Consider the following 15,002-nt stretch of genomic DNA (forward strand, 5'->3'; position numbering starts at 1 on the left):
AATAGTATAATAACAGTCTCTTTATTCTTGAACAATTAACAAAATGATAGTAAAATGTAATAGTAGATATTAATCTAATTACTATATAAAAAGGAGAATTTTATGAAAAAGTTACTATCCTTCTCAATTGCCTTGCTTTCAATCACAACACTAGTTGCTTGTTCTGGACATAAGGCGGAATCAAAGGTCCCAGAAGAAAAAATTGAACAGAAGCAAATCAAGTTTGATGAGAAGTTGTTTAAAGAAGCTGGACTCTTGCCTTTTAAAAATGAGAAACAACTAGAACTTGGGGAATTGGATTCTAAATCACGCGCAACGGGTGCTCATATTCAGCTTAAGGACAGCGATGAGCCAACTGAGAAGAGAGAGTCCAAGTTGACTTATGATCCAGTTGGATGGCACAATTATAAATTCTTTTATGGTGATGGAAAAAAAGAAGCTTGGTTGATGAGTCGAGGCCATCTGATCGGGTACCAGTTTAGTGGATTAAACGATGAAAAGAGGAATCTGGTTCCAATGACTAACTGGCTAAATGCTGGAAATTATTCTGGAACAGATGACCAAAACCAAAGTAGCATGCTTTACTATGAAAATCGATTGGACTCTTGGTTGGCCAATCACCCAAACTATTATCTTGACTACAAGGTGACCCCAATCTATCAGAAAGATGAATTGATTCCGAGACAAATTGAATTGCAGTATGTGGGAATAGATGAAACCGGCAAACTCTTGGAAATCAAATTGGGTGGTAGTAAAGAAAAGGTTGATCAGTATTCAGTGACGCATGTCGTTTTAGACAATGTTTCAGCTAATGCTGAAATCAATTATTTGGATGGTACTGCTAAGAATACAGTTGAAGATACAAAGATAAAAGAAGAAAAAGAAAAAGCCAAGAAAGAGGCAGAAGAAAAAGAAGCAGCTGAAAAGAAAGCAAAAGAAGAAGAACAGGAAAAAGCTCGCCAAGCCGCACAAGAACAGGAATCAAACTCGCAATCAACAAATTCAGGTGGCTACTTTAGAGATAAAAACGGAAGATGGCACAGACCAAATGGTAAATTTGCTTCCAAGAAAGAAATCAGAGAAGCCGGATTGCAGTGGTAGGATGAATTTAGTAGATATACAGTCAAAAAGCCGTTGGAAAACGGTTTTTTGTTATAATTAAACTAAGAATTTAGAATTAAAGGAGAACATCATGACTTTTGAAGAAATCTTGCCTGGATTAAAGGCTAAGAAAAAATATGTACGAACTGGTTGGGGAGGGGCTGAAAACTATGTGCAGCTTTTTGACACTATCGAGCAAAACGGGGTTGCACTTGAAGTAACGCCTTATTTCCTAATCAATGTGTCTGGAGAAGGAGAAGGTTTTTCCATGTGGAGTCCGACACCTTGTGACGTTTTGGCGACAGATTGGGTAGAAGTGCATGACTAGACGCGTTTTAATCACGGGAGTGAGTTCAGGTATTGGACTGGCTCAAGCTCGCCACTTTTTAGAGAATGGCTATCAAGTTTATGGAGTTGACCAAGGTGAGAATCCCCTCTTACAGGGTGATTTCCACTTTTTACAGAGAGATTTGACCTTGGACTTGGAACCAATTTTTGACTGGTGCCCTCAGGTGGATATTTTGTGCAATACTGCTGGAGTCTTGGATGATTATAAACCGCTTTTGGAACAATCAGCCCAGGAAATTCAAGAGATTTTTGAAATCAACTATGTGACTCCAGTTGAGATGACACGACATTATTTGACGCAAATGCTGGAAAGTAAAAAGGGAATCATTATCAATATGTGTTCTATTGCTTCAAATCTAGCAGGAGGTGGTGGTCACGCCTATACTTCCTCTAAACATGCCTTGGCAGGCTTTACCAAGCAGTTGGCTCTAGACTATGCGGAAGCTGGAATTCAGGTCTTTGGGATTGCTCCCGGAGCAGTCAAGACAGCTATGACTGCTGCAGACTTTGAACCAGGTGGATTGGCGGACTGGGTAGCTAGTGAAACGCCTATCAAGCGCTGGATTGAGCCAGAGGAAGTAGCAACTCTTAGCCTTTTCTTAGCAAGTGGAAAATCAAGCGCCATGCAAGGACAAATCCTGACTGTGGATGGTGGCTGGACTTTGAAGTAGGAGGAGTTGTATGGAAATCATCAAAGAAAACTTAAAACGATGCGATGCTTTTTATCAGAGTGATTTTTATCAATTTTTGAAGAAGAACAATCCAAACTATATCCCCTATTTATTTGATCATTTATGTGAAGATCCAGATGCGAGTGACAGAACTTTATACCATGAATTAAGTAATAAATTTGAATTCCCTGCTAGAAAAGATCATTTGATTGATGAGATTGAAGGACAAAAGATTCGACTTGCAGCTGATATTATTTGTGGTAGAAAACAAATTGTTAAGTTTCACGAAAATGATTATGAAAAGTGGAGAAAAGATTATGAGCTTGTTCGTTCTAATGTAAACCTTCATTTTTTATGGCCCAAACACAAAGCACCAACCATTAATACTTATCGCTACACTAAATATTTAGATAGAATTGATTGCTTACTATTTGATTTGAAATCTTATTTTAGTGGACAAGAGACTCCCATGATGCCTGCCTATCAACGTGAAGAGACAGCGATTTGGTTAAAGCAATTTAATAGAGATTTTAAATACTTTATTGATAAAATGAAGTTGCATTCATTCGTAAATGAAAATTATGATGTTTTAGATATCAGTACAGGACAATCTGAGATTATACGAAGAATTACTTCTAGAAAAGAAATTTCAGCTACATTAAATCTCTACATGGGAAATATGTTAAAGTTAAATCGTCAAGGTATATTTAAATAAAAGGAGCAACCCATGACACCGCAAGAAATGTGGAATGCCTATAAGCAAATTAACCCCTCAATTGGAGATGAGATAGATGCCTGGGCTTTTGGAGTGGAAGCAGATCTCTTGGCCGACTTGGTTCTAAGAGGCGAAAAGACAGCAACCGCCTCAGTCTACGACCTCTACGCACTAGAAGACGAACCTCTTCCACAAGAAGGAACCTTCGATGTCATTTTAGACAGTCAAAATCAGGCTGTCTGCATTGTCGAAATTACCAAGGTGTCCGTTCAGCCTTTCAATCAAGTTTCTGCTGAACATGCTTTTAAGGAAGGGGAAGGTGATAAATCCCTAGCCTATTGGCGCCAGGTTCATGAGGACTTTTTCACCGAGTGGATGAGGGAAGCGGGCTTGACTTTTACACCTGACAGCAAGGTCGTTTTGGAAGAATTTCGCAAGGTCTACCCTCTGTAGACAGATAGAAGGAAGAAAGTTTTGGAAATCACTGTCCAATCCTTTTTTCTAAAGCAAAACATGATATAATAAGTTTGTTTGAAGAAGAGTAAAACTCTTAAACTTAGAATAGGAGAAAACTATGCAAGCAGTTGAACATTTTATTACCCAATTTGTTCCTGAACACTATGATTTATTTTTAGAGTTGAGTCGTGAGACCAAGACCTTTTCTGGGAAGGTGACCATCACTGGTCAAGCACAGAGTGACCGTATTTCCCTTCACCAAAAAGACTTGGAAATCGCTTCTGTAGAAGTTTCAGGTCAGGCTCGTCCATTTACAGTTGACCATGACAATGAAACCCTTCATATCGAATTGGCTGTGGCTGGTCAAGTTGAAATGGTCATCGCTTTTTCAGGAAAAATCACAGACAACATGACAGGGATTTACCCTTCTTACTACACAGTTGATGGAGTGAAGAAGGAAGTCTTGTCTACTCAGTTTGAGAGCCATTTTGCGCGTGAAGCCTTCCCATGTGTGGATGAGCCTGAAGCCAAAGCAACTTTTGACCTCGCTCTTCGTTTTGATCAAGCAGAAGGTGAAGTTGCCTTGTCAAACATGCCAGAAATTGATGTGGAAAACCGCAAGGAAACAGGCATCTGGAAGTTTGAAACAACACCTCGCATGTCTTCTTACTTGTTAGCCTTTGTAGCTGGTGACTTGCAAGGTGTTACCGCTAAAACCAAGAATGGTACCCTCGTAGGTGTCTATTCAACCAAAGCTCACCCATTATCTAACCTTGATTTCTCTTTGGATATCGCCGTTCGCTCGATTGAGTTCTACGAAGATTACTACGGAGTTAAATATCCCATTCCTCAATCTCTTCATATCGCCCTCCCTGACTTCTCAGCAGGTGCTATGGAAAACTGGGGTCTGGTAACCTACCGTGAAGTTTACTTGGTTGTGGATGAGAACTCAACCTTTGCTAGCCGTCAACAAGTTGCCCTAGTTGTAGCACATGAGTTGGCTCACCAATGGTTTGGTAACCTCGTTACTATGAAATGGTGGGATGACCTTTGGCTTAATGAAAGCTTCGCCAACATGATGGAATACGTCTGTGTGGATGCCATCGAGCCAAGTTGGAATATCTTTGAAGATTTCCAAACAGGTGGAGTTCCAGCGGCGCTTAAACGTGACGCGACGGATGGCGTTCAGTCTGTCCATGTCGAAGTCAAACACCCAGATGAAATCAATACGCTCTTTGATGGCGCTATCGTCTATGCCAAAGGAAGCCGTCTCATGCACATGCTTCGCCGTTGGCTCGGTGATGCTGATTTCGCTAAAGGCTTGCATGCTTACTTTGAAAAGCACCAGTACAGCAACACCATCGGTCGTGATCTTTGGAATGCTCTCGGACAAGCATCAGGTCGTGATGTTGCAGCCTTCATGGATTCTTGGTTGGAACAGCCTGGTTATCCAGTTCTCACTGTCAAAGTTGAAAATGATGTCTTGAAGATTTCGCAAAAACAATTCTTCATCGGTGAGTACGAAGACAAGAACCGCCTCTGGGTAGTGCCACTCAACAGCAACTGGAAAGGTTTGCCAGACACACTTGAAACTGAGAGCATCGAAATCCCTGGCTATGCCGCTCTTCTTGCTGAAAATGAAGGAGCCCTTCGTCTCAATACTGAAAATACTGCCCACTACATTACAGACTATCAAGGAGACTTGTTAGAAGCTGTTCTTGCTGAGCTAGAGACACTAGATAACACAAGCAAACTGCAAATCGTTCAAGAACGTCGTCTGCTTGCTGAAGCAGGGCATATTTCTTATGCTGACTTGCTCCCAGTCCTTGATAAACTTGCTAAGGAAGAGTCTTACTTGGTAGTTTCAGCTGTATCTCAAGTGATTGCTGCCCTTGAACGCTTTATTGATGAAGGTACAGAAACTGAGAAAGCCTTTAACAGTCTGGTTGCTAAATTGGTTCGTCATAACTATGACCGTCTTGGTTTTGAAGCCAAAGATGGAGAATCGGATGAAGACGAATTGGTTCGTCAGTTGGCTGTTTCTATGATGATTCGTTCAAATGATGCAGAAGCTAGTCAAGTCGCTAGTCAAATCTTTGCAGCTCACAAGGAAAATCTTGCAGAACTTCCTGCAGCAATTCGTGCTCAAGTTCTCATCAATGAAATCAAACACCATGAGACCAAGGATTTGGTCGCAACTTATCTGGACCACTATACTCATGCGACGGATGCGGTCTTTAAACGCCAGTTGGCAGGAGCTCTTGCATACAGTACAGATGCCGACAATATCCAAACCCTGATTGGCTCATGGAAAGATAAATTTGTAGTGAAACCACAAGACCTTTCTTCATGGTACCTCCAATTCCTCGGACACCAAGCTACCCAAGAAACTGTTTGGGTATGGGCGCGTGAAAATTGGGACTGGATCAAGGCAGCTCTCGGTGGCGACATGAGTTTTGATAGCTTTGTCATCTTCCCATCACACATCTTTAAAACTGAGCAACGCTTGGTAGAGTACAAGGAATTCTTTGAGCCACAACTCTCTGACCTTGCTCTTAGCCGTAACATTCGTATGGGTATCAAAGATATCGCAGCGCGTGTTGACTTGATTAAGCGTGAGAAAGCAGCAGTCGAAGCTGTTGTAGCCCAATATGCCAAAGCTTAATTCATTCGAAATGTAAATAAAAAACTCAACTTTCTATCTTAAAAGAAGAGAGAGTTGAGTTTTTTTTAAGGCAATTTTGGTATAATAATCATAACAAGGAGGAGTTTCTGATGATAAAAATCTTATTAGTAGAAGATGACCTAGGCCTGTCAAACTCAGTATTTGACTTTTTAGATGATTTTGCAGATGTCATGCAGGTTTTTGATGGAGAAGAAGGTCTCTACGAAGCAGAAAGTGGCGTTTATGACTTGATTCTGCTTGACCTGATGTTGCCTGAAAAAAATGGCTTCCAAGTTTTGAAAGAATTGCGTGAAAAAGGAATTACGACACCAGTCCTTATCATGACAGCTAAAGAAAGTTTGGATGACAAGGGACATGGTTTTGAGTTGGGAGCGGATGACTACCTCACCAAACCTTTCTACTTAGAAGAACTTAAAATGCGCATTCAAGCCCTTCTTAAACGTTCAGGTAAGTTTAACGAAAATACCTTGACCTATGGGGATGTTGTCGTCAACCTTTCAACGAATGAGGTTAAGGTAGAAGATACGCCTGTGGAACTGCTTGGAAAAGAGTTTGAGTTATTGGTTTATTTCCTTCAAAATCAAAATGTTATTCTTCCCAAGACACAAATTTTTGACCGTCTATGGGGATTTGATAGCGATACGACGATTTCCGTTGTAGAAGTCTATGTCTCAAAAGTTCGTAAGAAACTGAAGGGTACAGCCTTTGCTGAGAATCTTCAAACCTTGCGTAGTGTCGGGTATATTTTAAAAGATGTTCAATAAACTAAAAAAACATGGTATGCGGATGATTTCAGCTATTTCATTCGAAACTTTGGAGTGTTCACCCTGATCTTCTCTGCTATGACCTTGATTATCCTCCAGGTCATGCACTCGAGTCTCTATACTTCTGTAGATGAAAAACTCCAAGCTCTTAGTAGTAGTCCCCAAGCGGTTATCCAGTTAGCCCTTAATCGGGCCACCGAAGAGGTCAAGGATATTCAACCCGCAACTGCGGATGCCAGCAAGGCTGAAATCAAACCCAATGTCAGCTCCAATACGGAAGTCTTGCTCTTTGACAAGGATTTTAACCAACTCTTATTGGGGAATCGCTTTTTAGGATTGGACAAGATCAAACTGGACAAAAAAGAGTTGAATCACATTCGGCAAATTCAAGTTGTCAATAGCTACGGTCAGGAAGAAACCTATCGGATGATTTTGATGGAAACCAATTCTTCCTCTGTATCAAGCAATGTCAAATATGCGGCGGTTTTAATCAATACCAGCCAGCTCGAGCAAATCAGCCAAAACCACGAGCATTTAATTGTTGTAGTGATGGCTAGTTTCTGGCTCCTGTCTTTAATTGCCAGTGTTTACCTAGCACGTGTCAGTGTCAAACCCTTGCTGGAAAGCATGCAAAAGCAGAAGTCCTTTGTTGAAAATGCGAGTCATGAACTGAGAACGCCTTTGGCCGTTTTACAAAATCGCTTAGAGAATCTCTTTCGAAAACCAGAGGCAACAATCATGGAATCCAGCGAAAGTATCGCTTCCAGTCTTGAAGAGGTTCGCAACATGCGTTTCCTCACGACCAATCTTCTCAACCTTGCACGTCGAGATGATGGAATCAAACCAGAAATAGCAGAAGTTTCTCCACAATTCTTTAAAACAACCTTTGCCAACTATGAGTTAATTGCTTCTGAAAATGATCGTGTTTTCAACTATGAAAATCGAATTTACCGTCCATTCATGACCGATCAGTTGCTCCTAAAACAACTCATGACAATCTTGTTTGATAATGCCATCAAGTATACCGAAGAAGATGGGAAAATTGAGTTTGTAGTCTATGCTACAGATCGCCACCTCTATCTTACAGTAACGGATAATGGAATTGGAATCTCAGCTACTGACAAGAAGAAAATCTTTGACCGATTTTACCGTGTAGACAAGGCGAGAACCCGTCAGAAAGGTGGCTTTGGTCTTGGACTATCTTTGGCCAAGCAAATCGTAGATGCCTTACGAGGAACGATTAGCGTAAAAGATAACAAACCTAGAGGAACAATTTTTGAAGTTAAGATCGCTATTCAATCTCCTTCAAAACGTAAGAATAAATAAAAAAGACAGTTATATAACTGTCTTTTTTGATAACTAGAAAAGAGGTTGGTAGTAGTACCAACCTTTATTTTGAAAATTTTCGTTTCATCATCTTTCGTTGAAGTTGTAAAAGGGCGAAACTAAGGCCCATTGCAGCGACAAAGGATAAAGCTGTATTAAATTTTAAGGCTAAAAAGATAAAACTAAAAAGTGCCATAAAAATACAGAAACAAGCGATATTTACAAAAAATAAAATCTCTTTTAGGTTAGGGCCGACTGGGGCTTCTGGTGTGTAATCTTGGTAAAGCGGAGTTTGTTTCGATTCGGGAGCTTGTTCAAACTCATAAGCTTCTAGTTTTCTTGCGGACATGATTCTCTCCTTAACAGTACATAACTATTTTATCATTTTTTATGCAGAGAATTATTACAGAATTGTTACAAAACTACTAAAGTCTCTTATCAACTTCTAAGTCGCTCTTCTTGACACCCACTAGGGAAAATGATAGCATGGATGTTACACTTAAAACAGATGACCTGGCCTTCTTAATTATAAATATACTGAGAAAGGAAAGGATAACTTATATAAATTGATAGCAAGCTGAGGCTTTTTCCTAAGATGATTTGTTGAGTTGCTACCTGGATACTTTTGAAGAGTATTGGTAGGAGTTGTTTTGAATGGATGATAAGACAGAGATTCTGTCTATTGGATTGGGTGGCCTTCTTGCTACCTCTGGGAAAAGTAAAAGGAGATAAGCATGTATCTTGCTATCAAAGAGATATTACGAAACAAACTTCGATATAGTTTGATTCTAACTACCATTTTTCTTATCGCTTTTATGGTCTTTTTTATGACCAGTCTAGCTCTTGGTCTTGTGCGAAACAACCGAGCAGCTATTGATAATTGGCAAGCAACGGGTGTCGTTTTATCCGACTACGCAAATGATAATTTGACAGCATCCTTTATTCCTGAAAAAGACTACAAGGATAAGAGTTCTGAAGAGGCTGCTCTATTGGGCTATATGTTTGCTGTGACCAATCTAGTCGATGGTAGTGAAAAGGTCAATGTTTCTATTTTTGCTCAAGACTGGGACGCTTTTATCTCACCTAGTTTGACGGAGGGTCGTTATCCTGAAGGAGATGATGAGGTTGTCGTGGATCAGTCTTTTGAGAACTATGGGATGAAGCTAGGCGATGCCATTCAGCTCAATGGAAGCGAGGCAAGCTACAAGATTGTAGGCCTGACTCAAGGAAATAAATTTTTCACTGAGCCTGTTGTCTTTACGAGTCTGACAACTTATTGGACCTTACAAGGAACCTTGAAAGCCAATCGTTCCATCTCTGCCTTGGTATTGAAAAATGACATAGAAGTGTCTGGCGATGGACTGAAACAGATTTCCATTCCAAAAATGATTTCGAAAATTCCTGGTTACACACCTCAGGTGAATGTATTTTCGGGAATGATTCTTGCTATGATTGTCATTACAGGCTTGATTGTGGGGATTTTTGTTTATATCATTACCATCCAAAAATTAGGTCTTTATGGAATAATGCGAGCCCAAGGGATACAGATCAAAACCATTGTATGGTCTCTGTTCTGTCAAATCTTCCTCCTAGCTGGTATGGGGATTGCTTTAGCCTTGCTGGCAATCGGAGGAGTGATTTTAGTCTTACCAGCTACCTTCTTTTTCTATCCAAGTTGGATAGCCTACTCTGTCCTAAGCTTGGTAATTTCCTTGATGGCCCTTCTAGGTGGTGTCATTTCACTTCCACGCTTGCTAAAGGTGGACCCGATTACTGCGATTGCAGAGTGATAAGGAGAATAGTATGACAGCATTGATAGAAATGAATCAAGTGACAAAAACCTACGGGGAAGGAAAGATGAAAGTCGTAGCCCTGTATGAGACGAATTTTCAGCTAAATGCGGGAGAGTTCGTGGCTATCGTTGGGCCTTCTGGCTCTGGAAAGACGACCTTTCTAACAACTTTAGGACAACTTCAGGAAGCTTCGAGTGGAAAGATTCTAGTCAAGGGGAAGGAAACAGGCGTTTTGACGGAGAAGGAAAAAACAGATCTCCGTTTTAGAGAGTTTGGTTTCATTCTCCAGGCTTCAAACTTAATTCCTTTTCTAACGGTCAAGGAACAGCTGGATTTGATAGACAGACTGGATAAGGGAAAAAATAGTAAAAGTGACCGAAAAGAGCTGTTTGACTTGTTGGATTTGGAAAAGGTACAAGATCATTATCCCAAGGCTTTATCAGGTGGCGAACGTCAACGTGCCGCGATTGCTAGAGCGCTCTATAACAATCCAAGCATTGTGCTTGCAGATGAGCCGACAGCCAGTCTTGACACTGAGCGTGCCTACCAAGTAACGGAGATGCTGGCTGCCATTGCCCATGAACAAGGTAGAGGAGTTGTTATGATTACGCATGATACTCGCCTTCTTGATAAGGTTGATCGTATTTATGTCATGAACGATGGCCACCTAGTTGAAGAAACACATGCATAAAATAGAGTGAATGGTACAAGTTACTGTTCACTTTTTTGATTGGGAAAGATAGAAACAAGTTTAACTTTTTGTTAAACTCCCAGTAACCATAGCTGATTTTTGAGAAATGTGGTATAATTTTTCTTATGGAAAAGATTATCATTACAGCAACTGCTGAAAGTATTGAACAAGTTGAACAGTTACTAGAAGCTGGCGTAGACCGTATCTATGTCGGTGAGAAAGATTTTGGCCTTCGTCTGCCAACGACTTTTAGTTATGAAGACTTACGCACCATCGCTAAGTTGGTTCATGAAGCAGACAAGGAATTGATTGTCGCGGTTAATGCCCTCATGCACCAAGATATGATGGACCGAATCAAGCCTTTCCTAGACTTCTTGGAAGAAATCAAGACAGACTATATTACAGTAGGAGATGCAGGTGTCTTTTACGTGGTAAACCGTGATGGCTATTCCTTTAAAACCATTTACGATGCTTCAACCATGGTGACAAGCAGTCGTCAGATTAACTTCTGGGGTCAAAAGGCTGGCGCCTCTGAGGCTGTTTTGGCGCGTGAAATTCCATCTGCTGAACTCTTCAAGATGCCTGAGATTTTGGAAATTCCTGCTGAAGTATTGGTTTATGGGGCTAGTGTCATTCACCATTCTAAGCGTCCACTCTTGCAAAACTACTATAACTTCACGCACATCGATGACGAAAAGACGCGTAAACGTGATCTCTTCTTAGCAGAACCGAGTGATCCAGAGAGCCATTACTCTATCTTTGAAGATAATCATGGTACCCACATCTTTGCCAATAATGACCTTGATTTGATGACCAAATTGACAGAATTGGTGGAGCATGGTTTTACTCACTGGAAACTTGAGGGACTTTACACACCTGGTCAGAATTTTGTAGAAATTGCTAAACTTTTTATTCAAGCGCGTGGCTTGATCCAAGAGAGGAATTTCAGTCATGACCAAGCCTTCTTGTTAGATGAGGAAGTGCGCAAGTTACACCCTAAAAACCGTTTTCTCGATACAGGATTCTATGATTACGATCCAGATATGGTTAAATAGGACATAAAAACCCGAAATAAAAATGTTCGGGTTTTTCCAGTGTATCCATGAAATAAAAACGGATACATGTTATAATAAAAATAGCTCTTTAATGGAGGTGTTTGAGTGGAAAATCTGAAGAAAATGGCAGGTATCAAGGCTGCTGAGTTTGTCAAGGATGGCATGGTAGTCGGACTTGGAACGGGCTCTACTGCCTACTATTTCGTAGAGGAAGTAGGTCGTCGGATCAAGGAAGAAGGTTTGCAGATTACTGCTGTAACGACTTCCAGTGTGACCAGTAAACAGGCTGAAGGTCTTAACATCCCGCTCAAGTCGATTGATCAAGTGGATTTTGTTGATGTGACGGTTGACGGGGCGGATGAAGTAGATAGCCAGTTTAACGGAATCAAAGGCGGAGGTGGTGCCCTTCTGATGGAGAAGGTTGTGGCAACGCCCTCAAAAGAATACATTTGGGTGGTAGATGAAAGCAAACTAGTAGAGAAACTAGGTGCTTTTAAATTGCCAGTAGAAGTGGTTCAGTATGGTGCAGAACAGGTCTTTCGTCGGTTTGAACGAGCTGGCTACAAACCAAGTTTCCGTGAAAAAGATGGCCAACGTTTTGTGACCGATATGCAGAACTTTATCATTGACCTAGCCTTGGATGTCATTGAAGATCCGATTACTTTCGGACAAGAATTGGACCATGTCGTTGGTGTCGTAGAGCACGGTTTATTCAACCAAATGGTGGATAAGGTCATCGTAGCGGGACGAGATGGTGTTCAGATTTTAACTTCAACAAAAGCAAACTAATCAATATAATAAGGAGACAGACTATGTCAAAATTTAATCGTATTCACTTGGTGGTACTGGATTCCGTGGGAATCGGTGCTGCACCAGATGCCAATAACTTTGTCAATGCAGGGGTTCCAGATGGTGCATCTGACACACTAGGACACATTTCAAAAACCGTTGGTTTGAATGTGCCAAACATGGCTAAAATCGGTCTGGGAAATATTCCTCGCGAAACGCCTCTGAAGACGGTACCAGCTGAAAGCAATCCAACAGGTTATGTAACGAAATTGGAAGAAGTATCCCTTGGTAAGGATACTATGACTGGACACTGGGAAATCATGGGACTCAACATTACCGAGCCTTTCGATACTTTCTGGAACGGATTCCCAGAAGAAATCTTGACAAAAATCGAAGAATTTTCAGGACGTAAGGTCATTCGTGAAGCCAACAAACCTTACTCAGGAACAGCTGTTATCGATGATTTCGGACCTCGTCAGATGGAAACTGGGGAGTTGATTATCTACACTTCAGCTGATCCTGTCTTGCAAATTGCTGCCCACGAAGACATTATTCCTTTGGATGAATTGTACCGTATCTGTGAATACGCTCGTTCGATTACCCTTGAGCGTCCTGCCCTTTTAGGCCGTATCATTGCCCGTCCTTATGTAGGTGAGCCAGGTAATTTTACTCGTACAGCAAATCGTCGTGACTTGGCCGTATCTCCATTTGCACCAACTGTTTTGGATAAATTGAATGAGGCTGGTATCGATACTTACGCTGTTGGTAAAATCAACGACATTTTTAACGGCGCGGGTATCAACCACGACATGGGTCACAACAAGTCAAACAGCCACGGAATTGATACATTATTGAAGACTATGGGACTTACTGAATTTGAAAAAGGGTTCTCCTTCACAAACTTAGTTGACTTTGATGCCCTTTACGGCCATCGCCGCAATGCTCATGGTTACCGTGATTGCTTGCATGAGTTCGATGAACGCTTGCCTGAAATTATAGCTGCTATGAGAGAGAATGACCTTCTCTTGATTACTGCTGATCATGGAAATGACCCAACTTATGCAGGAACAGACCACACTCGTGAATATATTCCATTGTTGGCCTATAGCCCTGCCTTTAAAGGAAATGGTCTCATTCCTGTCGGACATTTTGCAGATATCTCAGCGACAGTTGCGGATAACTTTGGTGTGGAAACTGCCATGATTGGGGAAAGTTTCTTAGATAAATTGGTATAAGATGACGCGATATGCTTTACTTGTTCGGGGCATTAATGTCGGAGGGAAAAATAAGGTTGTCATGGCGCAACTTCGTCAAGAACTGACAGAGTTGGGACTGGAAAAGGTTGAAACCTACATCAACAGTGGCAATATTTTCTTTACTTCGACAGATGCCAAAGCCCAATTGGTTGAAAAGTTAGAGGATTTCTTTGCAGTCCATTATCCATTTATTCAGAGCTTTTCGTTACTGAGTCTTGAGGACTTTGAAGCGGAACTTGAAAATCTGCCTGAATGGTGGACCAAAGATCTGGCTCGAAAAGATGTCCTCTTCTACACGGAGAGCTTGGATGTGGATCAAGTCATCGAGAAAGTGAACAGTTTGGAACTGAAAGATGAAGTGGTTCATTTTGGAAGACTTGGGATTTTCTGGGGGAAATTCTCTGAAGAATCCTACTATGCAACTGCCTATCACAAGCACTTGCTCAAGATGCCTTTTTATCGCAATATCACCATTCGCAATGCAAAAACCTTTGACAAAATAGGTCAAATGTTAAAAAATAATAAAGGAGACACACAATGACATTTTTAGATAAGATCAAGGAAACAGCTGCTTTCCTGAAAGACAAGGGAATCCAAGCGCCTGAGTTCGGTCTAATCCTTGGATCAGGACTTGGAGAATTGGCGGAAGAAATCGAAAATCCAGTTGTAGTAGATTATGCAGACATTCCAAACTGGGGCCGTTCGACAGTAGTTGGTCACGCTGGGAAATTGGTATATGGTGAACTTGCAGGTCGCAAGGTCTTGGCTCTTCAAGGTCGCTTCCATTTCTACGAAGGCAATCCTCTTGAAGTCGTGACTTTCCCAGTACGTGTAATGAAAGTACTCGGATGTGAAGGTGTCATTGTAACCAATGCAGCTGGAGGTATTGGATTTGGTCCTGGTACCTTGATGGCTATCTCAGACCATATCAACATGACGGGGCAAAACCCATTGATGGGTGAAAACTTGGATGATTTTGGTCCACGTTTCCCAGATATGTCTAAAGCCTACACTCCAGAATACCGTGCTACTGCCCATGAAGTGGCTAAGAAACTTGGTATCAAGCTTGATGAAGGTGTCTATATTGGTGTAACAGGTCCGACTTATGAAACACCTGCAGAAATTCGTGCCTATAAGGCACTTGGAGCAGATGCAGTTGGTATGTCCACTGTTCCTGAAGTGATTGTGGCAGCCCACTCAGGCTTGAAAGTTCTCGGTATTTCATGTATCACTAACCATGCTGCTGGTTTCCAAGAAGAACTCAATCACGAAGAGGTTGTAGAAGTGACTGAACGTGTTAAAGGCGACTTCAAAGGCTTGATTAAAGCGATTCTTGCTGAATTGTAATGTC

General features: G+C 41.2%; 16 protein-coding genes. 15 read left to right on the forward strand and 1 reads right to left on the reverse strand.

Annotated elements, in window-relative coordinates:
• Positions 1 to 102 precede the first annotated feature (102 nt).
• The 8 genes from SORDD25_RS00100 (at position 103) to SORDD25_RS00135 (ending at position 8,067) form a co-directional block, all read left to right on the forward strand.
• Positions 103 to 1,101 carry a DNA/RNA non-specific endonuclease gene (locus SORDD25_RS00100; protein ID WP_061852172.1) on the forward strand — a complete coding sequence of 333 codons (999 nt, stop codon included), beginning with the start codon at positions 103 to 105 and terminating at the stop codon, positions 1,099 to 1,101.
• 91 nt (positions 1,102 to 1,192) lie between these two features.
• Complete coding sequence (locus SORDD25_RS00105) at positions 1,193 to 1,429, forward strand: DUF2829 domain-containing protein (RefSeq protein ID WP_000141913.1); 237 nt, start codon at positions 1,193 to 1,195, stop codon at positions 1,427 to 1,429.
• Positions 1,422 to 2,120 carry a 3-oxoacyl-ACP reductase gene (locus tag SORDD25_RS00110; protein WP_061852173.1) on the forward strand — a complete coding sequence of 233 codons (699 nt, stop codon included), beginning with the start codon at positions 1,422 to 1,424 and terminating at the stop codon, positions 2,118 to 2,120. Before SORDD25_RS00105 ends, SORDD25_RS00110 begins: the two co-directional genes overlap by 8 nt.
• 10 nt (positions 2,121 to 2,130) lie before the next feature.
• Positions 2,131 to 2,835 (forward strand): DUF6994 family protein, encoded by a 705-nt coding sequence (locus SORDD25_RS00115; RefSeq protein ID WP_061852174.1) that lies wholly within the window; start codon positions 2,131 to 2,133, stop codon positions 2,833 to 2,835.
• Between the two features lie 12 nt (positions 2,836 to 2,847).
• Positions 2,848 to 3,288, forward strand: coding sequence for an ASCH domain-containing protein (locus tag SORDD25_RS00120; RefSeq protein ID WP_061852175.1), 441 nt, complete (start codon positions 2,848 to 2,850; stop codon positions 3,286 to 3,288).
• 121 nt (positions 3,289 to 3,409) lie between these two features.
• The gene (locus SORDD25_RS00125; RefSeq protein ID WP_061852176.1) at positions 3,410 to 5,956 is read left to right on the forward strand and encodes a M1 family metallopeptidase; all 2,547 of its coding nucleotides are present in this window, start codon (positions 3,410 to 3,412) and stop codon (positions 5,954 to 5,956) included.
• A gap of 110 nt (positions 5,957 to 6,066) precedes the next feature.
• The gene (ciaR, locus tag SORDD25_RS00130) at positions 6,067 to 6,741 is read left to right on the forward strand and encodes a two-component system response regulator CiaR (protein ID WP_000590635.1); all 675 of its coding nucleotides are present in this window, start codon (positions 6,067 to 6,069) and stop codon (positions 6,739 to 6,741) included.
• 39 nt (positions 6,742 to 6,780) lie between these two features.
• Positions 6,781 to 8,067, forward strand: a complete 1,287-nt coding sequence (locus SORDD25_RS00135) for an ATP-binding protein (protein WP_061852177.1) — start codon at positions 6,781 to 6,783, stop codon at positions 8,065 to 8,067.
• Positions 8,068 to 8,131: 64 nt separating this feature from the next.
• Here SORDD25_RS00135 and SORDD25_RS00140 read toward each other — a convergent pair whose 3' ends face one another.
• The gene (locus tag SORDD25_RS00140; RefSeq protein ID WP_061852178.1) at positions 8,132 to 8,416 is read right to left on the reverse strand and encodes a DUF3270 domain-containing protein; all 285 of its coding nucleotides are present in this window, start codon (positions 8,414 to 8,416) and stop codon (positions 8,132 to 8,134) included.
• 385 nt (positions 8,417 to 8,801) lie between these two features.
• On the opposite strand from SORDD25_RS00140, the gene SORDD25_RS00145 reads away from it, so the two are divergent.
• The 7 genes from SORDD25_RS00145 (at position 8,802) to SORDD25_RS00175 (ending at position 14,998) form a co-directional block, all read left to right on the forward strand.
• Complete coding sequence (locus SORDD25_RS00145) at positions 8,802 to 9,857, forward strand: ABC transporter permease (protein ID WP_061852179.1); 1,056 nt, start codon at positions 8,802 to 8,804, stop codon at positions 9,855 to 9,857.
• Between the two features lie 13 nt (positions 9,858 to 9,870).
• Positions 9,871 to 10,551 (forward strand): ABC transporter ATP-binding protein, encoded by a 681-nt coding sequence (locus tag SORDD25_RS00150; RefSeq protein WP_061852180.1) that lies wholly within the window; start codon positions 9,871 to 9,873, stop codon positions 10,549 to 10,551.
• Between the two features lie 125 nt (positions 10,552 to 10,676).
• Positions 10,677 to 11,606: a peptidase U32 family protein gene (locus SORDD25_RS00155; RefSeq protein ID WP_061852181.1), complete on the forward strand. Its 930-nt coding sequence runs from the start codon at positions 10,677 to 10,679 to the stop codon at positions 11,604 to 11,606.
• Between the two features lie 105 nt (positions 11,607 to 11,711).
• Complete coding sequence (gene rpiA, locus SORDD25_RS00160) at positions 11,712 to 12,395, forward strand: ribose-5-phosphate isomerase RpiA (protein WP_061852182.1); 684 nt, start codon at positions 11,712 to 11,714, stop codon at positions 12,393 to 12,395.
• Between the two features lie 23 nt (positions 12,396 to 12,418).
• The gene (locus SORDD25_RS00165) at positions 12,419 to 13,630 is read left to right on the forward strand and encodes a phosphopentomutase (RefSeq protein ID WP_061852183.1); all 1,212 of its coding nucleotides are present in this window, start codon (positions 12,419 to 12,421) and stop codon (positions 13,628 to 13,630) included.
• Between the two features lies 1 nt (position 13,631).
• Entirely contained in the window at positions 13,632 to 14,192 is a 561-nt protein-coding gene (locus SORDD25_RS00170; RefSeq protein ID WP_061852184.1) for a DUF1697 domain-containing protein, read from the forward strand.
• A complete protein-coding gene (locus SORDD25_RS00175) occupies positions 14,189 to 14,998 on the forward strand; it encodes a purine-nucleoside phosphorylase (RefSeq protein WP_061852185.1) in 810 nt (269 codons plus the stop codon). Before SORDD25_RS00170 ends, SORDD25_RS00175 begins: the two co-directional genes overlap by 4 nt.
• Positions 14,999 to 15,002: the final 4 nt, after the last annotated feature.

Origin of the sequence: Streptococcus oralis (genome assembly GCF_001579525.1) — a bacterium.
Taxonomy (GTDB): Bacteria; Bacillota; Bacilli; order Lactobacillales; family Streptococcaceae; genus Streptococcus; species Streptococcus oralis_M.